This window comes from Actinokineospora fastidiosa (assembly GCF_014648415.1).
GTDB classification, from domain to species: domain Bacteria; phylum Actinomycetota; class Actinomycetes; order Mycobacteriales; family Pseudonocardiaceae; genus Actinokineospora; species Actinokineospora fastidiosa.
This window is the reverse complement of record NZ_BMRB01000001.1, coordinates 1281109-1301404: the sequence shown is the minus strand read 5'-3', so window position 1 is coordinate 1301404 and position 20296 is coordinate 1281109. Positions and strand designations below refer to the sequence as shown.

General features: G+C 67.9%; 22 protein-coding genes. 12 read left to right on the top strand and 10 right to left on the bottom strand.

Annotated features, from left to right (window positions below; all coding sequences use genetic code 11):
- Positions 1-116: 116 nt before the first annotated feature.
- The 3 genes from IEY98_RS32425 to IEY98_RS06200 all read right to left on the bottom strand — a co-directional run bounded on the left by IEY98_RS32425 (position 117) and on the right by IEY98_RS06200 (position 2441).
- Positions 117-437: a hypothetical protein gene (locus tag IEY98_RS32425; RefSeq protein WP_229786630.1), complete on the bottom strand. Its 321-nt coding sequence runs from the start codon at positions 435-437 to the stop codon at positions 117-119.
- A 449-nt stretch (positions 438-886) separates the two neighbouring features.
- The gene (locus IEY98_RS06205; RefSeq protein WP_189209269.1) at positions 887-1552 is read right to left on the bottom strand and encodes a Scr1 family TA system antitoxin-like transcriptional regulator; all 666 of its coding nucleotides are present in this window, start codon (positions 1550-1552) and stop codon (positions 887-889) included.
- A gap of 418 nt (positions 1553-1970) precedes the next feature.
- Positions 1971-2441: a hypothetical protein gene (locus IEY98_RS06200; RefSeq protein ID WP_189209268.1), complete on the bottom strand. Its 471-nt coding sequence runs from the start codon at positions 2439-2441 to the stop codon at positions 1971-1973.
- Between the two features lie 183 nt (positions 2442-2624).
- Here IEY98_RS06200 and IEY98_RS32420 point away from each other — a divergent pair, with 183 nt between their 5' ends.
- Together IEY98_RS32420 and IEY98_RS06190 are read left to right on the top strand one after the other, a co-directional pair.
- Complete coding sequence (locus IEY98_RS32420; protein ID WP_229786629.1) at positions 2625-3461, top strand: XRE family transcriptional regulator; 837 nt, start codon at positions 2625-2627, stop codon at positions 3459-3461.
- Positions 3462-3938 carry an NUDIX hydrolase gene (locus tag IEY98_RS06190; protein ID WP_189209267.1) on the top strand — a complete coding sequence of 159 codons (477 nt, stop codon included), beginning with the start codon at positions 3462-3464 and terminating at the stop codon, positions 3936-3938.
- Here IEY98_RS06190 and IEY98_RS06185 read toward each other — a convergent pair.
- From IEY98_RS06185 to IEY98_RS06170, 4 genes are all read right to left on the bottom strand, one after another.
- A complete protein-coding gene (locus IEY98_RS06185; RefSeq protein WP_189209266.1) occupies positions 3935-4513 on the bottom strand; it encodes an HD domain-containing protein in 579 nt (192 codons plus the stop codon). The two genes, IEY98_RS06190 and IEY98_RS06185, sit on opposite strands and share 4 nt — an antisense overlap.
- A gap of 140 nt (positions 4514-4653) precedes the next feature.
- Positions 4654-5160, bottom strand: coding sequence for a hypothetical protein (locus IEY98_RS06180; protein WP_189209265.1), 507 nt, complete (start codon positions 5158-5160; stop codon positions 4654-4656).
- A complete protein-coding gene (locus tag IEY98_RS06175; RefSeq protein ID WP_189209264.1) occupies positions 5153-6136 on the bottom strand; it encodes a hypothetical protein in 984 nt (327 codons plus the stop codon). Before IEY98_RS06175 ends, IEY98_RS06180 begins: the two co-directional genes overlap by 8 nt.
- Positions 6137-7041: 905 nt before the next feature.
- Positions 7042-7488 (bottom strand): MarR family winged helix-turn-helix transcriptional regulator, encoded by a 447-nt coding sequence (locus tag IEY98_RS06170; protein WP_189209263.1) that lies wholly within the window; start codon positions 7486-7488, stop codon positions 7042-7044.
- A 75-nt stretch (positions 7489-7563) separates the two neighbouring features.
- On the opposite strand from IEY98_RS06170, the gene IEY98_RS06165 reads away from it, so the two are divergent.
- Together IEY98_RS06165 and IEY98_RS06160 are read left to right on the top strand one after the other, a co-directional pair.
- The gene (locus tag IEY98_RS06165; protein WP_229786628.1) at positions 7564-8052 is read left to right on the top strand and encodes a cupin domain-containing protein; all 489 of its coding nucleotides are present in this window, start codon (positions 7564-7566) and stop codon (positions 8050-8052) included.
- Between the two features lie 121 nt (positions 8053-8173).
- The gene (locus IEY98_RS06160) at positions 8174-8686 is read left to right on the top strand and encodes a ricin-type beta-trefoil lectin domain protein (protein WP_189209262.1); all 513 of its coding nucleotides are present in this window, start codon (positions 8174-8176) and stop codon (positions 8684-8686) included.
- A 204-nt stretch (positions 8687-8890) separates the two neighbouring features.
- Here IEY98_RS06160 and IEY98_RS06155 read toward each other — a convergent pair whose 3' ends face one another.
- Positions 8891-9349: a hypothetical protein gene (locus IEY98_RS06155; RefSeq protein WP_189209261.1), complete on the bottom strand. Its 459-nt coding sequence runs from the start codon at positions 9347-9349 to the stop codon at positions 8891-8893.
- A gap of 386 nt (positions 9350-9735) precedes the next feature.
- Here IEY98_RS06155 and IEY98_RS06150 point away from each other — a divergent pair, with 386 nt between their 5' ends.
- From IEY98_RS06150 to IEY98_RS06130, 5 genes are all read left to right on the top strand, one after another.
- A complete protein-coding gene (locus IEY98_RS06150; RefSeq protein ID WP_189209260.1) occupies positions 9736-10533 on the top strand; it encodes an isocitrate lyase/PEP mutase family protein in 798 nt (265 codons plus the stop codon).
- Between the two features lie 44 nt (positions 10534-10577).
- Positions 10578-11867 (top strand): nucleotide sugar dehydrogenase, encoded by a 1290-nt coding sequence (locus IEY98_RS06145; protein ID WP_189209259.1) that lies wholly within the window; start codon positions 10578-10580, stop codon positions 11865-11867.
- A gap of 4 nt (positions 11868-11871) precedes the next feature.
- Positions 11872-12942 carry a glycosyltransferase gene (locus IEY98_RS06140; RefSeq protein ID WP_189209258.1) on the top strand — a complete coding sequence of 357 codons (1071 nt, stop codon included), beginning with the start codon at positions 11872-11874 and terminating at the stop codon, positions 12940-12942.
- Between the two features lie 6 nt (positions 12943-12948).
- Entirely contained in the window at positions 12949-13536 is a 588-nt protein-coding gene (locus IEY98_RS06135; protein ID WP_189209257.1) for an acyltransferase, read from the top strand.
- Positions 13537-13612: 76 nt separating this feature from the next.
- Positions 13613-14275 (top strand): class I SAM-dependent methyltransferase, encoded by a 663-nt coding sequence (locus IEY98_RS06130; RefSeq protein ID WP_189209256.1) that lies wholly within the window; start codon positions 13613-13615, stop codon positions 14273-14275.
- On the opposite strand, the gene IEY98_RS06125 is transcribed toward IEY98_RS06130, so the two are convergent.
- On the bottom strand, positions 14272-15738 hold the full coding sequence (locus IEY98_RS06125; protein ID WP_189209255.1) for a lipopolysaccharide biosynthesis protein: 1467 nt from the start codon (positions 15736-15738) through the stop codon (positions 14272-14274). The two genes, IEY98_RS06130 and IEY98_RS06125, sit on opposite strands and share 4 nt — an antisense overlap.
- 55 nt (positions 15739-15793) lie before the next feature.
- Positions 15794-16954, bottom strand: coding sequence for a glycosyltransferase (locus IEY98_RS06120; protein ID WP_189209254.1), 1161 nt, complete (start codon positions 16952-16954; stop codon positions 15794-15796).
- 124 nt (positions 16955-17078) lie between these two features.
- On the opposite strand from IEY98_RS06120, the gene IEY98_RS06115 reads away from it, so the two are divergent.
- The 3 genes from IEY98_RS06115 to IEY98_RS06105 are packed head-to-tail and all read left to right on the top strand — an operon-like array spanning position 17079 to position 20295.
- The gene (locus IEY98_RS06115; protein WP_189209253.1) at positions 17079-18170 is read left to right on the top strand and encodes a DegT/DnrJ/EryC1/StrS family aminotransferase; all 1092 of its coding nucleotides are present in this window, start codon (positions 17079-17081) and stop codon (positions 18168-18170) included.
- A gap of 2 nt (positions 18171-18172) precedes the next feature.
- Positions 18173-19156 (top strand): Gfo/Idh/MocA family protein, encoded by a 984-nt coding sequence (locus tag IEY98_RS06110; protein ID WP_189209252.1) that lies wholly within the window; start codon positions 18173-18175, stop codon positions 19154-19156.
- Positions 19157-19161: 5 nt separating this feature from the next.
- A complete protein-coding gene (locus IEY98_RS06105) occupies positions 19162-20295 on the top strand; it encodes a glycosyltransferase family 4 protein (RefSeq protein WP_189209251.1) in 1134 nt (377 codons plus the stop codon).
- Position 20296 lies beyond the last annotated feature (1 nt).

Genomic DNA, 20296 nt, shown 5'->3' with positions numbered 1-20296 from the left:
CTACTTCTGATACCGGTAAAGAGACTTACGGGTAAGCAGGAATCACGAGAGCGCCTTGAACGCCCACGTGTTCCTGTCGATCCAGCTCTATTCGGATGTCGAGTTCCGTGAGACGATCAGAGCTGTTCGGGGCTTGAGCCGATGATCATGCAGTCAGTCAACTTCCTGATCAACTGATGTGCGATGGTCCAGCGGATCGCAGGATCGTCGAACCCCACCGTGATGTCTCCGAGCGGGACCGGCCCTTGTGGCGAGGGTGTGTAGCGCGCCCCTCGCACGACGACGATGGGGTGTGCCTTCGAGCGGAAGAACACCGGGCGTCCCCGCAGCGCCGGACACCGCCGAGCCGCCGCGCGAGCACAGGGAAGGCAGACCGGAGCGTCATGGGTGGCCATGCCATCGGGCCAGCCGGGCCAATCGTTCCGGTAGTCCGTCATCACCCATAGAATCCCGTCCGAGTTCCGGTCTGGCTCGCCTGCGCACACCTGGCACAGCAGACGCCGCATGACCCGACGTTGCCGCAACGAGTGAACGTCACCGAAGACCGGTTTCCCTGCCCCGGGTCGGGACTCGTACCGCATCCACAAGACTCCGTTGCTGTCACGATCACTGACAGATTCGTCCAGATAACCGACACCGCCTCGCGGCACGGTTACTACGACTGCGGGCAGCTTTCGTTCACCGCTCCACATCGCAATGTAGGGGACCAGGCTCGCGCGAGTGTTGTTTACCGACGTCTTGCTTGACATGTAAGCAGTCAAAAGAAACCTCCTTCCCTGTCTGACCGAGGTCATGAACGATCGTCATTGCCAGTCCAGAAAGGACCGTGAACGCCCCGGCGGGTAAGCAGCGGTTCGCAACGCCGCGAACACCGCCCGGTAGTCGGCTATAGCGGTGCTGCTCTCGTGGTAGAGATAGGAGCGCCGCGCTGCTTCACATACGACCGCACCGGCAGGCCGTGAACGACCTCGAACCAGCCCGACAACGCCAAGCCTTGGTCCACCTCGTACGGGACCACCTGAATGGTCACGTTCGGCAGCTCAAGCACCCTTCGAACCTGGGCACGAACGTTAGCGGGTCGAGACCGCCGGGTGAGGTGTTCCTCCGCCAGCCACACCAACGCAGGAGCGTTGGCCCGAGTCAGTGCTTGATAGCGGTCGTCCGCGATGAGGTCACCGAACCGAGTCAAGTCGTACAGCTCGATGAGAGAGGCGTACGCCTCCAGGCCCACCGCCAGCTCAGAACCGCGACCCCCGGTCAGAGACGACGACTTGCGTGCGAGCTTGTGCAGATGCAGCAGCCGAGCCGAAGCCTGCTCCGCGCCGAGGTGACCGAGAAGCACCTCAAGAGCGGGCATGGTCAGCAGGTTCTTACCCGCGATGGCCTGGCTGAACGACGCACGGGACACGCCCAACCACGCACCCGCTTGCGCGTGCGTGACCTTCTGCGTGGTCAACAACTTCGACAGCTCGAAGCACAGCAGCCTTCGAGCCACCTGCCCGTCCAACTCCGGTGCAGGCACCGCCTCAACAGCGTTTCGGACACCGTTCATCGGGAATCCCGTTGGGTCCGTGGGCGCCTTCCCCGACCCGACTGTCTGTCGTGCTCAGCGCTCGACCGCGCAGCCCACTCACGAGACTGCGCCTCGAACGCCTCAGCCGCAGCGTGCACCGCCGCCAACGCCCACCAGGGAAGCCCACCCGCAGCGGCCATCTCCCGCCAGATCGCAGCGACGTCCCAGGACGCCGACACCATCCGGGCAGCGGCACCAGGAGCACTCGGACCGAGACGGGCCACGTTCTCAGAGGCCGCCCCGTACGCCTTGTACGCGTTCTGCCAGCGCTCATCCAACTCGTCCGACACCATCACCCACGCCTCTCCCAGCGGCTTGGGGGAGGCTGAACCCGGCAGGCCCGACTCCGCACGAGCCTGCCCGGTCAGCTCCTCACCCGCTGCGCTCATCTCGAAGGTCACGCGGCCTTGCCGGTCTCAGACTTGCCCGCCGTCTCCGACGTCGCGGTCCTGCGCTGCTGACCACCCACCGTCCCGGCGGCCCGGAAGCCGGACGCGCGGTAGACGTACGACAGGTACTTGAACTCCCCGTTGCCGGCGATCCGGGGCTCAGCGGTCAACCCGTCCAGCTCCACCGGCCTCATGCCCGGCAGCGCTTCCGCCGTGGTCGGCACCGGCTGGACCTCCGCCAGGAACGTCACCTCGAAGGACGCCCGCTTGGCGTTGGGCTCCCCCGGGTCCGTCATCACGGCCTTCCACTGCCGAAGACCCGTCGCTTCGTCCATCCGCTGCCTGACCGGGCGGTTCTTCGCCTTGTCCTCCCTGCTCTGGAACTCGTTGTCCGGCATCACCACGCCCGTCATGACCAAGCCACTGGGAAATGCCTCTTCAAAGGCGATGGGGAATCGGTGCCCCTTGCTGATAGCCACGCTGATGACCTTCCGTCGTGTCGGCCGCGTCGTCTCACGAGCCGCTACCTACACATTCGGCCTGGTCAGCGTCCCTTCTCGACCGCGTTTGGGTCTCGCCTGGAACCGCTTGGACTCGCAGAGTCTCATCTTGTCTCGTCTTCGTGGTACGTTCGGTCTCACAAGCCACGGAGGGAGCGCGGCGTGGGGGACAAGACCGTGTTGCTGGGCGTCCTGCTCAGGCAGCGACGAATCAACGGGTACAGCGCGTTCTGTCGCGAGTATGCGAAGGCGGCAGAAGCTACGGACGCATCGTTAAAGCGCGCCTATCCGAGCAAAGCTCAGTTTTACCGGTGGCTGTCCGGGGAAGTCGTCACGCTTCCGTACGGCGATCATTGCCGAGTGCTTGAGACGATGTTCCCGAGCTGGACAGCGGAGCAGTTGTTCGAGCCGTACGCCGACAACATCGAGTTCGTGCCGGAACCCGCATCAACCGCGGGAAGGCCGCCCACACCCGACCCGAACCAAGAGCTGGTGCAGGTCTACCCCACAAGATCCGCCGTGCCGTACCCGCTGTGGACTGACCTGATCCACGGCGTGACAACGCAGATGGACGTTCTGGTGTTCTCCGGCCAGTTCCTAGTGGAGCAGTTCAACATCCTGCCCGTCATCCGAGCAAAGGTCGGCGCTGGCGTGAGGTTCAGGTTCGTCGTCGGCGACGAGACCTCACCAGCAGTCATCCAGCGAGCGGCCGAGGAAGGCACCACCGGCGGCCTAGAGGGCCGTATCCAGATGATGCGCCGCTACCTCAGAGACGTTGCCGACTTACCCGGCGTCGAGGTCCGGACACACGGAACGATCCTTTACAACTCGATCTACCGCTTCGATGACCAAGCCCTGATCAACGGACACGCATTCGGCTCAATGGCCGGACAGAACCCGATCCTGCACCTGCGGCGGACCGAAGGCGGCACGATGTGGCGGCACTACATGGAGTCATTCGACCGCGTGTGGGCCGTCGCAACCGAGGAGGCGCGCTAGATGGCTCGAATCGACTACTTCAACGACCCCGACGCGCCTGAAGTGAACAGCGTCGTCCCCTCCGTCACGGTCGCGGTCAGGGATGAATCCGGAAGAATCCTGCTGATTCACAAGGTGGACAACGACTTGTGGGCGCTACCAGGAGGCGGCCACGACCCCGGGGAGCGGATCATCGACACAGCAGTCCGCGAGACGCAGGAGGAAACTGGCCTCACAGTCGAGGTCGTGCGCCTGGTCGGTACCTACACCAACCCTCAGCACGTCATAGCGTACGACGACGGCGAAGTGCGCCAACAGTTCTCACTGTGCTTCGAGGCGAAGTGGATTGACGGCAACCCCAGAGAAGACGGGTCCGAAACCAAGGCCGTCAAATGGGTAGAGCCAAGCGAGCTAGACCGCCTCAACATTCACCCCTCAATGCGTCTACGGATCGATCACGCCCTAGACGACAGCCGCACATCTCCCTATCTGGGCTAGCTCTGCCGCATCCGCGCTTCCGTGCGCTCAACGCACAGACCGATCTCACTGTCTGCCCGCAGCCAAGCCGCGTGTACTGGGCTGTCCGTCGGATACCGGGTCAGGATCTCGGCGATGCGCTCTCGGTAGGCGAGCCGCGTGCCGTCCGGCCCAGTGGTCATGTCTGCCGTAACAAGGGCATCCATGATCGGGCTGTCCTCCAACTCGAAGGCAGCCAGCTCCGCAGAGAGCCCGCGTTCCTCCGCCTCGTAACGTGCTCCCGAATGATGCGCAACCAGGCATACAATTTGTCTGGGGTAGCCAAGCCGCTCCAAATAACGTGCTCCGTCTAGCGGATGAAATCCTGTCATGCCAACTTCAGGGGCATAGCCGATATCGTGAAGCCAAGCCGCAGCAACCAACACGTGCTCCGCGGCTCGCCCCAGTGAAGCTACCGATCGTCGCAACTCATCCGCCCGCATTGCGACAGCTTGCACGTGCTTCCACCGGCGCTCCAAGGGCGTTAGAAACCGCCGTGCCAACTCTTCGGCCTGAGCCACAAAAGCAGCCGAGTCGGCACCACCAGCAGGCAACACGTCTTAGCTCCTTACACTTTCCAGTCTTCGTGACCACGAGCGCTAATATCGCATGCTTAGTTCACCACCACCTCAAAGGCGGCCCTAGCGCAGGTATGACCTCCTACCCGACCTCCTTCATCCTACGATCCCGTGCCACGCTAGTAGGTTTGCGGAAGCCGCCGATAGACCGCACGAGTTCTTTTAAGAATCATTAGCAGTGCTAGCACCATATGAGAAACCAGGACGACAACAGGGGCAGACCATCCCCAAGAAGCAGGAGTATCTTTAATAGTAAGCGCAACAGTCGTCATCAATAGAGCCGTAGTGGCGACGCCAACGAGGACAGCGTATGAAACGTTCGCTTCAAGCTCGTCGATCAAGTCGATAAAACTATGTCTACGAGTGTCCTCATCTGTCACACGCGCTCGAAGTTGAAAGACGTGAACCAGCAGGCCAAAGAGAAAAGCCGTATAGATCGACACTCCGCTGAGAATGCCTTCAAGCCCACGGAGTTGGAACCTCGACACTCCCGCCGCCACACCCAGTGCTAGTGGAACGACGTAAAAGAATCCAACGTCAAACACCATAGTTTTACTGGAACGAGCGTCTCGAAGGGTTTTGAACTGATCTCGCAATGTCGCAGTGATTGACCACTTGCTACTCACGATACGCCGCCATCTTTACATCCAGTTGATCGAGTGTCCATTCTTCCGTCTTCCAGGTTGCCGGGAGGTTCATACCGACCCTAGTCTGAAGGTCCGACACTTTGGCGAGCATCGTATCGAGCACTTGCTGATCCGACAGCCGCTCCTCATCTCCCTCTGTAAGAGGATACAGGAGAACAGGGACCTTGCTCTTACCAATCAGCAATCGTTTCTGCTGCCTTCCATCGTTCAAGGTCAGTTCCACTTCATCGCTAGGATCCTCCTCAATACCAATGATGCTATGCGCTTTCAGTTCTCCACCAAGTAACTGATCTCTCACCTTTCGCGTAAAGCTTCCTTCGCCTCTCTTGGGGCGAACTTCGCACACAATCTTGCCGATTGATCGCCGAATAAAACCATCGGCAATATCTGAGGATGCCTCGTACTTATTGACTTGAATTGTCTTCATCTCGGCTTCCTGCAGGTACGCGTCCCATGCCTCTTGATCTACGTATCCTTCGCCCCGAAAAACGAATCCTTGTTCCCTAAAGCGATGAACGAATGCGCGATAGAAGGTTGAAAGTACCGTGCCGACAGAACTGTGGTTTCCGTACCGCTCACCGAGCAGCAACGCAAAAGGGCCTCCATCTGATGCCACCACCAAGTTGCGAGTCGTCGTCACTGCAGATTCGTTCTCGCTGATCGTCTTGGTCATGCTGCCACTCTGGACGTCAACTAGCTTGCCTTCGGTGCCGAATCTTCCCTGATCGGCGGTGAATGCTATAGTCCTACCTTTTGGCTCCACGCTTTCCACAGTTAGATACAGGTTACTCCTGCGGTTAACCAATGGCGTTCCTTGGACGTCCATCAAGAATCCATGGAAGAGTGTCAGGAAGTCTAGATTGGTGCCGTCCAAGTTACCCATGTCGAACGGATATTCAGGCTTTCGATTCCTAGCAACCTGCATCAGGTGTATCGAGTAAGCTTGTTTCGCCATCTGGTCATCCTATCGGAGATCTGCGGAAATCCGCTCTATAGAATCAAGGCCGCGCCGCCTGCGCGGCGCGGCGCTGTATGCCCATCGCGCTGGCAGGGCGATCCGTTTCCATCGCGCCTCGGCGCGGGCTCCCGCTTCGCTCACGCCCGCGCGGGCGCGCGGCACGGCCTGGCGGCTTGGGTGGGTGCGCCACGCCGCGCAGGCGGCACGGGGAGAGGTAGAGGCAGGGGAGCTACCGCGGACTTGTCGACCAGCGGTCGGGCGAGCTGGTGCATAGTCGGGGCCGGGGGCTGGTGATGCGTGGCTGCCTTGCTTGGTACCAGGGGCGCCGCGCCCCTGGACCCCTGGTGCCCACAGCACGATCCGCGCCATGCTTGGCGTGGGGTGCCGGGAGGTTGGCGCGGATCGCACTGCGGGTGCGAGGGCTTGTGCCAGGCTCGGGGAGTTGGCGAAGTGCGTGGAGACTGGGGCAGCCACGGTTTACCCACGGAATTGGGTGCCAAGAAGTGGCAAGCGACGAGAAGTGTCGAGTGCAGCGGTGCGGCATCGGCGCAGGTCATGGGTAGTGTCAACTATCCATGACAGACAGTGCTAAGTGTCCTCAGGGACTCCGTAGGTTCTGGGTTCGAGCCCCAGGCGGCCCACAAAGCCTCAGGTCAACGACCTGGGGCTTTGTGGTGTCAAGATCGGCTCACGGTTTCTGACCGTGGCTGCGCAGCGCTTCGAGCACGCCAGCGGCGCCCGGTTCTGCGGGTCTTGCAGCCCAGGCAGGAGTCGCCACAGCCATTCCGCGAACCTGTCGTTGGTCGCGGGCGAACCGGCGGCGAGATCGTCGACGAAATCGGTGAGGGCGTGCGCGCGTCGTCCCTCCACGCCGTCAGGTAGCGGTGCCAACGTGGCTCCCGTCAGTCCAGGTTGGCGGTGACGGCTCTCATGGCTCGGCCGACTGCTTGCAGGTCGGCGGGGTCGAGCAGGTCGATGAAGTGGGTGCGGACCGTGTGGAGGTTGGTGGGGGCGGCTTGGTGGAGGGTCGCGGCGCCGGTTTCGGTGAGGCGGGCGATGACGCCGCGTTTGTCTTCGGGGGTTTGGGTTCGGGTCACCAGGTCGCGGGCTTCCATGGTGCGGATGCGGTGGGAGAGGCGGCTGCGGGAGTAATACGCGCGTTCGGCCAGGTCGGCCATGCGCATCGACTGGTTCTCGGCCTCGGAGAGGCGGACCAGGATCTCGAACTCGGCCAGGGTGAGGCCGTGGCGCTCGCGCAGGGTGCGGTCCATGAGGTCGATCAGGCGGATCGACCCCTCGATGAACGCCCGCCAGTCGCGTTGTTGGTCCGCGTCGAGCCAGTCGGTCATCCGGGGAGGGTAACAGTTGACACCTTCAACCATCTCGACCTAGCGTGGTTGAAGACTTCAACTATCAGGGGGGACGTGGTGGTCGACAACGCGTGGGTGGTTCAGGCCGAGGATGTCGAGCGGGTGACCGAGCCGGACCTGTGCCTGCTGGCCGACAGCAGTCACACCGGCGGGATGCTGGGCGCGAACCGGCTTTCGTTGGAGGCCGGGGCGGCGGGGGCGAAGCCGCACTTCCACCAGCGGTCCGCGGAGGCGTTCTACGTGATCAGCGGGGCCTTGCGGATGCTGATCGGCACCGAACTCGTCACCGTGGGCCAGGGCGGCTACGTCGTCATCCCGCCGGGCACGCCGCACGCCTTCGCCGCCGCGCCGGACTCTCCCGCGGACGTCCTCATCACGCTGGCGCCCGGCGTCGAGCGGTTCGCGTACTTCCGGATGCTGCCGGAGATCCTGAACGGCACCCTGCCCGAGGACGAGGTCGCCCGCATCCACCAGCGCTTCGACGTGCACTTCGTCGACCGCCCGGAATGGGACGCGGACCGCCGGTCCCGTTCGGGTGCTTAGCGCGATCGGAACCGGACAGGCGCGCCTGCGGCAATTAAACTCCGGCTCGGCACATCTGCAGACGAGCCGTGAAATGAGCCCTTATCCCCACCGGCCGCTAACGGTGAAAGGAGAGCATTTCATGAGACTTCGTCAACTCGCGGTCGGTGTCCTCGCGGCCCTGGTGGCGACCGGTCTGACCGCCGCTCCCGCGCAGGGCGTCGACACCCAGGGCCACCACATCCGCAACATGGACTCCCATCTCTGCCTCGTGTCCCGTCAGGGCGCGGGCGAGCGCCCGGTCATCCAGTCCACCTGCGACTACAGCGCGGGCACGGTCTGGGAGGACCAATACTGGCGGCTGATCCCCGTCGACGAGGACGCCAATCTCTGGCGCGTTCAGAACGTCCTGACACGACTGTGCGTCGTGGCGCGCGGATACGAGCCGACAACCGTGATCGCGACCGTATGCGGCCCCGCGAACGGCTATCTGTACGCGGACGGCATCTGGCGCATCGAATACATCGACAAATGGGACGCCTTCCGCTATCAGAACTACAAGTCGGACCTCTGCCTCGCCGTCCGGGGCGACCAGGAGGTCCAGGCGGTCACCGCCCCCTGCGACGAGCAGGCCGCCGATCAGCACTGGTGGTGATCAGCCCGCCTCGGTGAGGTAGAGGCCGATGCCGTCGGGATGCGGGTCAGGCCGATGTCGAAGGCGTTGGCTCGACCACGAATGGCACTACGTCGACCAGCACAAGAACGCCGTTGCAGACACCCTCCACAGGAATGGGGACAGCCCAAGCCGGTGCCGCGGCAGTATTCCCGCCGCGGCACCGGCTGGGCCCTATCTATCCGGTCAGGTGCACATCTGTCGGCTGGGCGACCAGAGGTCGGTGACCCAACCCTGGATGATGTATTGCGCCCACGCGGTCACCGTCGCGCTGCAGGGGCGCTGCTGCGTCGGACCGAAGCAAGCCCTCGTCTCACCCGCGCTGAGGGTGCTCGCAAGGCAATTCCGGTCGTAGCTGATGGGCCCGTTCACGTACAGCGCCACGTTCGGCGCCTCGATAGAGACCGCGGATCCGCCGAAATTCGCGACGATCGCCACGGCCTGCGTCGCGGTGGAGTTGACGACAACGCACGTCTGCACCGTGACGTCGTGGGTCGGGTGCAGTCGCTGCCCCGAGCAGTGGAACTTGCTGGTCTTCGAGACCGGCTCCCAGTACGGGTCGGCGCTCGCAGGCCCGCTGGTGAGCAGCATGAACGACCCGACGAGCGTCGACAGTGCCAGCAACGCTTTCAGCACGCGTGCCACAAAGCCCCCATTCTTATTCGCCGCGGGAGACTCAAAAAAAGAGAATCCATCTTCGCAGCGGTGACTGAGCTTGCTTCCACTGAAACCTTATGGGAGCCCCGGATGCCGGACATCCGCCGAACGGGTACCAATTCGCACGGGCTGGATGTCCGGATTCCATGGAGTTGTGTTACCCCTTCTTCTGATCGGACGATCAACGGTGGCCCGTCCGGGTTACCGCCGGAGGAGACGGAAATCACGGCAACAGGCGGCTTCCACCGGGATGAAGACCATTGAAGAACCGGCCGATAAAGGGTGACACGTGCGTGAACTCCGCAGGTGTGGAGCACGCCGGGTCGGCCCCGTGCGGAGGGCAGTGGGAACCACCGCGGCGATAGGTTGGTGTGGTGGCCGACCAACACAGCAAGCACCTCGCGTTCAAGGCCCTTCACGAGGCCGACGAGCCGTTCGTCATCCCCAATCCGTGGGACGCGGGCACGGCCCGCCTGCTGACGGCGCTGGGCTTCCCGGCGCTGGCCACCACCAGCGCCGGGCTCGCCTTCGCCCGAGGAGTGCCCGACGGCGCGTGCGGGCTCGACGACACGCTGGCCAACGCCGCCGAGATCGTGGCCGCCACCGACCTGCCGGTGACCGCGGACCTCGGCGACGGGTTCGACGACCCGGCCGAGACCGTCCGGCGGGCGGCGGCGGTCGGCCTGGTCGGCGGGTCGGTCGAGGACGCCAGGCACGGCGAGGTCCTCCCCGTCGACGTGGCCGTCGAGCGGGTGGCCGCCGCGGCCGAGGCCGCCAAAGGGCTCCCGTTCCTGCTCACCGCGCGGGCCGAGAACTTCCTCTGCGGCCGCCCCGACCTCGACGACACGATCGCCCGGCTGAAGGCCTACGAGCAGGCGGGCGCCGACGTGCTCTACGCCCCCGCCCTCCCCGACGCCGACGCCATCGCCGCGGTCTGCCAGGCCGTCGACAAGCCGGTGAACGTGCTCGTTGCGGGCGCCGCCGCCCAGCTCACCCTGGCCGAACTGGGCCGACTCGGCGCCCGCCGGATCAGCACCGGCTCGGGACTGGCCAGGGCCGCGCTCGGCGCGGTGACCGAGGCGGCGACGCGCATGCGGGACGCGGGCACGTTCGAGGCGATCGCCGCCGCCCAGCCCTACGGCGACCTGAACCGGCTCATGGGCGGCAGGTAGTCTCGCGGCACCGCCGTGCGTCGTCAGGATAGGAACCGTCTTCGGTGAAGATCGCAGTCATCGCCCTCGGCAAGATCGGGCTCCCGCTCGCCGTCCAGTTCGCCGACAAGGGGCACGAGGTCGTCGGCGTCGACGTGAACGCCGACCTGGTGGCGCAGGTCAACCAGGGCGTCGAGCCGTTCCCCGGCGAGGCGCACCTGCAGGAGAAGCTGTCCGCGCTCGTGCCCGCGGGCAAGCTGCGCGCGACCACCGACTACGGCGACGCCGTGCCCGGCGCGGACGCGGTGGTGCTGGTCGTGCCGCTGTTCGTCGACGACGAGGCCCGTCCCGACTTCGGCTGGATGGACGCGGCCACCGAGGAGCTGGCCCGGCACCTGACCCCCGGCACCCTGGTGTCCTACGAGACCACGCTGCCCGTCGGCACCACCCGCAACCGGTGGAAGCCGATGCTGGAGAAGGGCTCGGGGCTCACCGAGGGCGTCGACTTCCACCTGGTGTTCTCCCCCGAGCGGGTGCTCACCGGCCGGGTCTTCGCCGACCTGCGCAAGTACCCCAAGCTCGTCGGCGGCCTGTCGCCGGAGGGCGCGGCCAAGGCGGTCGCGTTCTACGAGGCCGTGCTCGACTTCGACGAGCGCCCCGACCTGCCGCGCGGCAACGGCGTCTGGGACCTCGGCTCGGCCGAGGCCAGCGAGCTGGCCAAGCTGGCCGAGACGACCTACCGCGACGTCAACATCGGCCTGGCCAACCAGTTCGCCCGCTTCGCCGCGACCGCGGGCGTGGACATCTACCAGGTCATCGAGGCGTCGAACTCCCAGCCGTACAGCCACATCCACCAGCCCGGCATCGCCGTCGGCGGGCACTGCATCCCGGTGTACCCGCGGCTGTACCTGTGGAACGACCCGGACGCCACCGTCGTGCGCGCGGCGCGGGAGACCAACGCGGGCATGCCCGACTACACGATCGGCCTGCTGGAGGGCGCGCACGGTCCGCTCGACGGCGCGCGGGTGGCCGTCCTCGGCGCCGCCTACCGCGGCGGGGTCAAGGAGACGGCGTTCTCCGGCGTGTTCGCGACCGTCGCGGCGCTGACCGCTCGGGGCGCGACCGCGCTGGTGCACGACCCGCTCTACAGCGACGACGAGCTGCGCAAGCTCGGCTTCGAGCCGTACCACCCCGGCGAGGAGGTCGACGCCGCCGTCGTGCAGGCCGACCACGCCGAGTACCGCGAGTTCGGCCCGGACCAGCTGCCCGGCGTGCGCACCTTCATCGACGGCAGGCGGGTCAGCTCCGCGGACCGCTGGCCGGGCGTGGCCTACCGCGTCATCGGCAAGGCCTGACCCCATGCGCGTGGTGATCGTCACCACCTGGTGGCCGAACGACGACCAGCCGGGGATGGCGCCGTTCAACGTCGCCCACGCGAAGGCGATCGCGCGCCACCACGACGTGCGCGTGGTCCGCGTGCAGCGCAAGGTCGAGCCGCGCCGGGACACCATCGATCCGAGTGGACTGCCGCTGACCACGGTGTCGGTGAACCCCGCCGACCCGCTGGCCACCGTGCGCGGGCTCAACGAGCTACGCAAGCTGGTCAAGGGCGCGGACATCGTGCACACGCTGGCCTACGACGCGGTGACCGTGCTGGCCCCGCTCTACCCGCTGATCAAGAAGCGCTGGGTGCACACCGAGCACTGGAGCGCGTTCGTGAGCAACCAGGCGATCATCCCGCCCCGGGTGCGCAAGTCGATGCGGCTGCCGCGCCGGGTGTCCACTGTGAGCAACGCGCTGCGGGAAGCGCTTCTGCCGTTCACCGGGGACGGTGAGATCACCGTGATCCCGAACGTGATCGCCGACCACTTCACCGCGGTCGAGCAGCCGTCCTGGGACCCGCTGAAGCTCGTGGCGGTCGGGATGCTGATCGAGCGCAAGCGGCCGCTGCTCGCCGTCGAGACCGTCGCGGAGCTTGTGCGCGGCGGCCAGGACACCACGCTGACCTGGGTCGGCGACGGACCGCTGATGGACGACGTGCGGACGCGCGCGGCCGAGCTGGGCGTCGCCGAGCGCGTCCACCTCGTCGGCGCGGTGCCCGCGCCGGAGGTCGCCGGGCACCTGAGCGCGGCCAACCTCTTCTTCCTCCCGACCGCGGGCGAGACCTTCCTCGTCGCCGCGGCCGAGGCGATCGCGGGCGGCAGGCCCGTCGTGCTGCCCCGGCTGGCCTGCCTGGACTACGTGACCGAGCAGAACGGCGTGCTGGTCGACGGCGCCGACGCGGCGGCGTTCGCCGCGGCGATCACGGAGGCGGCCAAGGCCTTCCGCGACCGGTCCGCCGAGGAGATCCGCTCGACGGTGATCCCGCGGTTCGACGCGGAGAGCGTCGGGAAGCACTTCGACAGTTTCTACTCTGGACTGGGAGCGTGAGCAGCCGTGGCGTTCGTGGCTGATGGCGCCGATGTCGCGGACGCCGCGCAGATCGGTGAGGGATCCAAGATCTGGCATCTCGCGCAGGTGCGCGAGAACGCCAGGATCGGGGCGAACTGCATCGTCGGCCGCGGCGCCTACATCGGCCCCGGCGTGGTGCTGGGCGACAACTGCAAGGTCCAGAACCACGCCCTGGTGTACGAGCCCGCGGCCCTGGCCGACGGCGTGTTCATCGGCCCCGCGGTGGTGCTGACCAACGACACCTACCCGCGCGCGGTCAACCCCGACGGCACGCTCAAGTCGGCGTCCGACTGGGACCCGGTGGGCGTGACCATCGCCGAGGGCGCCGCCATCGGCGCGCGCGCGGTGTGCGTCGCCCCCGTGCGCATCGGCGCGTGGGCGACCGTCGCCGCGGGCGCGGTGGTCACCAAGGACGTGCCGGACCACGCCCTGGTCGCAGGCGTCCCCGCCCGTCGCATCGGCTGGGTCGGCAGGTCGGGCGCCCCCCTGAGCCAGGACGGCGACGAGTGGGTCTGCCCGCAGACCGGCGCGAAGTACCGCGAGAGCGACGGCGGCCTCGTCGAGGTGGGATGATCGCCCGTCGCCCAGCGAGATGAATCGGGCACGCTCCGTGCCGCCGCTCTGACCATCCTGGACTAGAGTGCTCACCGTGATACTCCGGTCAGCGGTCGACAACTTCGCCCACAGCGCGGCGGGGCTCCGCCTGCGGCGGCGTCTCTTCAAAGGCAGCAAGACCTACTGGGAGGAGCGCTACGCCAAGGGCGGCACGTCGGGCGCGGGCTCCTACGGCAAGCAGGCCGAGTGGAAGGCCGAGATCGTCAACGCCTGGGTGAGCGAGCTCGGGGTCACCTCGGTCATCGACCTCGGCTGCGGCGACGGCAACCAGCTCAGCCTCGCGCGCTACCCGCGCTACCTCGGCCTGGACCGGTCGAGCACGGCGGTGTGGAAGTGCATCGAGCGCTTCAGCGACGACCCCACCAAGAGCTTCCTGCGCTACGACCCGGAAGACCTGTGGGACCCGGCGGGCTGGCTGCGCGGCGATCTCGCCCTCTCCATGGAAGTGATCTTCCACCTGGTCGAGGACGAGGTGTTCGACGACTACATGTCGCGGCTGTTCGACTGCGCCGAGCGGTTCGTGGTCATCTGCTCCAACGACTCGGTCGGCACCGAGCAGGCGCCCCACGAGAAGCACCGCGAGTTCACCAAATGGGTCGGGCAGAAGCGTCCGGAGTGGACGCTCGACCGTCGCGTCGACCCGCCCGAGGACGTCGACCTGATGTCGTCGTTCTTCCTCTACAAGCGCGCCGACTAGCCGCGCCGCCACGGCCGGGGGATCGGGAGCCGGGCGATGTCCCCGCGGTTCATCGCCCACCAGCCCGCGAGGAAGACCAGGACCAGCACCGGGTCCAGGATCGTGGGCAGGTCCGCGACCCGCTGCACGGCCAACAGCGCGCCGATCGCCGCCAGGCCCGCGGCGACGCGGAGGAAGACACCGCCCCACCGGTGCCCGCCCGCCCGCCACGCGACGACGACGGGGATGGCCGCGATCACCAGCGTGCCGCAGAGGTATCCGAGCGCCACGCCCGCAATCCCCATCCTCGGCGCGACGACGAGCCAGACCGCGACGCCCACGGCCATCCCGAGCAGGCTCGACCCCGTCGTCACCAGCATGCCCCGGCGGGACCGGGTGATCAGCGCGTTGACGCTGGCCACCCCGAGGTTGGTCGCGAGGATGGCGACGACGAGCACGGGCAGGATGTCCTCGACCCCGGCGAACCTCGGCCCCCAGATCAGCTCCACGAGCAGCCTGCTGCCGACGATGATCGACCCGAAGATCGCGACCATGACGACCGCGAGCGCGCGCGTGGCGCGGTTGGTCTGGGCGTGGAACTCGGCCTCGTCGCCCCGGCCCCACGCCTCGGCCAGCGACGGCAGGAGCACCAGGCTCAGGGACGCGGCCAGCATCGACGCCGGGGTGGCCAGGTTGAGCGCGGCCCCGTACTGGCCCGCTCCCTCGTCCCCGCCGACCAGCTTGGCCGAGATCTGCGACAGCTGCAGGAAACCGGTGCTCGCGATGGTGCCCGCCGTGCCGAGCAGCACGAACACGTCCAGCTCGCGGCGGCGCTCCCGGGGCGTGCCGCCGCGCAGGCCGATGGGCCACCCGGCCAGCGCGTAGATGCCGTACGCGGCCACCAGCGGCAGGATCAGCACCGGCCCCCGGGCGCCCGCGACCAGCAGGGCGACGAGCCCGGCCAGGCCGATCAGCACGCTCGTCACGTCCCACGCGGTCGCGCGCAGCACCTGCCCCGCCCCGAACTGCACGCCGCGGGTGAAGCTGTAGGCGGAGTAGGCCACGGTCAGCGCGGCCACGCACACCGCGCCGGGCCAGGTCCGGTCATCGATGAGCAGCCAGAGCGCCATGCTCGCCAGGCCGAGCAGCCCGGACGTCTGCAGGGTGCGCAGGCGCAGGTGCGCGGCGATCGCCCGGGTGTCTGCCGGATCGTCGGACCCGCGCGCCGCGGCCAGGAACTTCGAGGCCGCGCTGCCGGACGTCGTCGGCCAGAGCAGGGCGAGGATCGACGCCGTGGCGATCGCGGAGGCGACGACGCCGAGTTCGGCGCGTCCGGCGACCCGGCCGACGAGCACCGCCGTCGCGAACCGGAGGAGGCCCTGGGCCAGCAGCCCGAGCGTGCTGAGCGCGCCGCCGCGAGCGAGCGAGGTGCGGACGGGGGCGTCCAGCCGCACCGGCCGCAGCATCCCCTTCAACGCCCCCAACGCCGCGGCCCCCTCCCCCTGCGGGCCGCGGCACGGCGGCCGTCGGCCGCCACGGTCACGACTTCCTCGCGAGCAAGTCTCCCACGATCGTCCGGGTCACCTCGGCGTCTTCGGCGGAGTTGAGGACCGCGGCCGCCTTGTCCGCGTTCCGCTTGAAGCGGCGGACCTGGTCCGCGTCGAGCGCGGCCAGGGTCTCGCGCAGCGCCTCCGGCGAGGCGTCGGCGGCGATCGCGCCCAACTCGTGCTCGGTGATCAGGCGGTTGGTCTCCGGCGCCGAGCTGAACACGACGGCCAGCCGGGCCTGGATGAAGTCGAAGATCTTGTTGGGGAGCATGAAGTGGTGGTTGGGCGTGAGCGGCGGGAGGCTGAAGACGCCCACGTCGTACCGGTTGAGCGTGGCGGGCAGCTCCTCGGGCTTGACCGGCGGGTGCAGCGTGATCCGCCGGTCGTCGCCGATCAGCTCGCGCAGCTGGCCCAGGTACTTGCCGCCATCGCGGGCGGGCACCAGGTAGAGGTCGAGGGTGTAGCCCTCGTCCAGCCCGCGCACCGCCTCGATCAGGGTCTCGACGTTGCGGCCGGGCACGGCGGCGCCGCTGTGCACGAGCCGGATCACGTCGTCGGAGACCTGGCTGGGCGACAGCTCCCGGTAGGGGCCCGCGTTGCGCACCGTCGCGGCCCGCACACCGAACCGCTCGCGGTAGAGCTCGCCGATCGAGTCGTTGACGACGGTGACCGCGGTCATCCTCGGCAGGTACTTCGCGCACTGGTGGGTCATGAACGGCTTGACCAGCAGGCGCCACGACCGCACGTGCGCCCGCTCCTCCGGCGCCCACTCGTGCATGTCGGCCACCACCGGCGCGCCCTGGGCGACCTCGTGCGCCAACCCCATGGCCCGGGCCTCGTTGGCGACCACGACGTCGAAGCGCCTGCCCGCCAGCAGCGTCCGCGCCGCCTGCACGGCGGGAGCGGCGAACTCGACCTGGTCGAAGCGGCGCAGCGCGAGCATGGCCACCCCGGCGGGGGTCTGCGGCAGCGAGGGCAGGGTCTCGTCGACGGCCAGGTGCTCGGTCGCCTTCTCCGGCCGGTCCCCGTAACCGACCGTGGTGACCTCGCCCAGTTCGGCGAGCACGTCCAGTTGGCGGAGAACCCGGGCGTCCCGGTTGATGTCGGAGAAGGAGATGCAGAGGATGCGCCCGCGAATCGGGTCGTTCGCCATGGTCGGGCAGTCTAACCGCGCGCCATCGGCACCCACCGCCGCCCGCCGCGACCCCGGCAGGGGACCCGACCGGGTGGGTTCTAAGGTGGGGCGACCGGTTCCCGACCCCGCATCGAGGCGAGACGTGAGCAAGGACTTCATCCCGGCGGCCAAGCCGATCATCGGCGACGAGGAGCGGGCGGCGGTGGACGCGGTGCTGCGCTCCGGCATGCTCGCCCAGGGCGCCGAGGTCGCCGCGTTCGAGCAGGAGTTCAGCCAGGTTCTGCTGGACGGCAGGGCGGCCGTCGCGGTGAACTCCGGCACCGCCGGCCTGCACCTGGGCCTGCTGGCCGCGGGCGTCGGCCCCGGCGACGAGGTCATCGTGCCGTCCTTCACCTTCGCGGCGACGGCGAACTCGGTCGCGCTGACCGGGGCGACCCCGGTCTTCGCCGACATCGAGCTCGACCACTACTGCCTGTCCCCCGAGCACGTCGCCTCGCTGGTGACCGAGCGGACCAAGGGGATCATGCCGGTGCACCTGTACGGGCACCCGGCGAACATGCCCGCCCTGGCCGCGATCGCCGAGAAGCACGGGATCGCGCTGTACGAGGACGCCGCGCAGGCGCACGGCGCGAGCCTCGACGGCAGGCGGGTCGGCACGTTCGGCACGTTCGCCATGTTCAGCCTGTACCCGACCAAGAACATGACGTCCGGCGAGGGCGGCATGGTCTCCACCGGGGACGCCGACGTCGAGCGGACCCTGCGTCTGCTGCGCAACCAGGGCATGGAGCGCCAGTACGAGAACGAGCTCGTCGGCTTCAACGCCCGCATGACCAACCTGCACGCCGCCATCGGCCGCGTGCAGCTGACCAAGGTCGGCGGCTGGACCGAGACCCGGCGGGCCAACGCCGCGTTCTTCGACGCGAACCTGACCGGCGTCGGGGTGCCCGCGGTCGCCGACGGCGCGGTGCACGTCTACCACCAGTACACGATCACGGTGCCCGAGGACCGCGACGGCTTCGTCAAGGCGCTCAAGGACGAGCACCAGATCGGCTCGGGCGTCTACTACCCGATCCCGAACCACCGGCTGCCCTCCTTCGACCGCGTCGAGGACCTGCCGAACACCGAGAAGGCCGCCGCCGTCGTGGTGTCGCTGCCGGTGCACCCGTCGCTGGACGACGAGGACCGCGAGCGCATCGTGAACGCGGTGAACACCCTGGCGAAGGCGGGTGCGTGAGCATGGCTGAGCTGCGAGTGGGCCTCATCGGCCTGGGCATGATGGGCCGCCACCACGCGCGGGTCGTGCGCGAGGTGGACGGGCTGACGCTGGTCGCCGTCGCCGACGCCAACGGCGACCCGCACGGCGTGGCGCAGGGCCTGCCGGTGCTGCAGAACGTGGCCGAGCTGATCGACGCGGGCATCGACATGGCGGTCTGCGCCGTGCCGACCGGCATGCACGAGGAGGTCGGCCTCGCGCTGGCCGAGGCCGGGGTGCACACGCTGATCGAGAAGCCGATCGCGCACAGCGTCGAGGCCGGGACCAAGCTGGTCGAGGCGTTCGCGGCGAACGGCGTGATCGGCGCGGTCGGGCACATCGAGCGGTACAACCCGGCGCTGCAGTCGCTGCGCGAGCGCATCGCCAACGGCGACCTCGGCGACGTCTACCAGATCGCCACCCGCCGCCAGGGCCCGTTCCCGGCGCGGATCGCCGACGTCGGCGTGGTCAAGGACCTCGCCACCCACGACATCGACCTGACCGCGTGGCTGGCGCAGTCGGAGTACACGCACGTGACCGCCCAGGTCGCGCTGCGCTCGGGCCGCGCGCACGAGGACATGGTGGCCGCCACCGGGCGGCTGGCCAACGGCACGATCACCAACCACCTGGTGAACTGGCTGTCCCCGATGAAGGAGCGGCTGACCGTGGTGACCGGCGAGAAGGGCGCGTTCGTCGCCGACACCCTCACCGCCGACCTGACCTTCTACGCCAACGGCGTGGTCACCACCGAGTGGGACTCCGTGGCCAACTTCCGCGGCGTCTCCGAGGGCGACATGACCCGCTACGCGATCGTCAAGCGCGAGCCCCTGCGCACCGAGCACGAGAAGTTCCGCGACGCGGTGCTGGGCGAGTCGCAGGAGATCGTCACGCTGCAGGAGGGCCTCAACACCCTGCGCACGGCCGAGAAGGTGCTGGCCACCGCGAGCCAGCAGCTGGGCGCCTGCTGAAGCCGATGGCGCGCATCACGATCGTCTCCCGGCTCTTCCGCCCGGAGACCGGGGCAGCCGCCTACCGGCTCGGCGCCCTGGCCGACGAGCTGGCCGCTCGCGGCCACCAGGTCCGCGTCCTGACCACGGTGCCGCCACGCGGCGCCCGGATCGAGGACGCCGGTCTCGACGTGCGGCGCTGGCCGGTGCTGCGCGACAAGGGCGGGAACGTCCGCGGGTACGTGCAGTACCTCAGCTACGACATCCCGCTGTTCTTCCGGCTCCTGCTCACCCGCAGCGACGTGGTGGTCGTCGAGCCGCCGACCACGACGGGCGTGTCCAGCCGGGTCGCCTGCATGCTGCGCCGCACCCCCTACGTGCACTTCTCGGCCGACGTGGTGTCCACCGCGGCGGAGGGGATCGGCGTCAACCGGACCGTCGTCCGGGTGCTCAAGGTGCTGGAGCGGTGGGTGCTGCGCGGCTCCCGGGCGGTCATCGCCGTGTCCGACGGCGTGCTGCGCGATCTGGAGGACCTGGGCGTGCCCGCCGAGCTGGTCACCGTCGTCGGGGTCGGCATCGACACCACGCGGTTCGCCTACGCCGAGCGGCCGTCCACACCGACCCTGGTCTACGGCGGAACGATGTCGGAGATCCACGGCGCCGAGGTCTTCGTCCGCGCCTTCGCCAAGGTCGCCGACCGGCACCCGGAAGCCCGCCTGCTGATGATCGGCCAGGGCACCGACGTGCCGATGCTCAAGGACCTCGCGCAGCGGCTGGCGCCCGGGCGGGTCGAGTTCCGCACGCCCCAGCCCGCGGAGCACCTCAGCGGCGAGTTCGCCGCCGCGGCGGCCTCGCTCGCGTCGGTGCGGCCGGGGGTGGGGTACGACTTCGCCTTCGCGACCAAGGCGCTGGCTGGTCTGTCGTCCGGCGCGCCGGTCATCTACGCCGGTGTGGGCCCGCTCGGTCCGCTCGTCCGCGAGAACGGCCTGGGCTGGGCGGTCGACTGGGACGTGGACGCGGTGTCCGAGGCCATGGAGAAGGCGCTGGCCGACCACCCCGCGCCGGAGCGCAGGGCCGCCCTGTCGCGGTGGGTGCGGGAGAACCACAGCCTGGAATCCGTCGCAGGCAAGGCGGCCGACGTCGTCGACCGGGCCCGCTGAC

Coding starts and splice junctions, on each gene's coding strand:
- IEY98_RS06105 (WP_189209251.1), top strand. CDS start 19,162: ATGGCGCGCATCACGATCGTCTCCCGGCTCTTCCGCCCGGAGACCGGG.
- IEY98_RS06120 (WP_189209254.1), bottom strand. CDS start 16,954: ATGGCGAACGACCCGATTCGCGGGCGCATCCTCTGCATCTCCTTCTCC.
- IEY98_RS32425 (WP_229786630.1), bottom strand. CDS start 437: ATGACGGACTACCGGAACGATTGGCCCGGCTGGCCCGATGGCATGGCC.
- IEY98_RS06110 (WP_189209252.1), top strand. CDS start 18,173: ATGGCTGAGCTGCGAGTGGGCCTCATCGGCCTGGGCATGATGGGCCGC.
- IEY98_RS06170 (WP_189209263.1), bottom strand. CDS start 7,488: ATGACCGACTGGCTCGACGCGGACCAACAACGCGACTGGCGGGCGTTC.
- IEY98_RS06160 (WP_189209262.1), top strand. CDS start 8,174: ATGAGACTTCGTCAACTCGCGGTCGGTGTCCTCGCGGCCCTGGTGGCG.
- IEY98_RS06190 (WP_189209267.1), top strand. CDS start 3,462: ATGGCTCGAATCGACTACTTCAACGACCCCGACGCGCCTGAAGTGAAC.
- IEY98_RS06140 (WP_189209258.1), top strand. CDS start 11,872: ATGCGCGTGGTGATCGTCACCACCTGGTGGCCGAACGACGACCAGCCG.
- IEY98_RS06175 (WP_189209264.1), bottom strand. CDS start 6,136: ATGGCGAAACAAGCTTACTCGATACACCTGATGCAGGTTGCTAGGAAT.
- IEY98_RS06205 (WP_189209269.1), bottom strand. CDS start 1,552: ATGAACGGTGTCCGAAACGCTGTTGAGGCGGTGCCTGCACCGGAGTTG.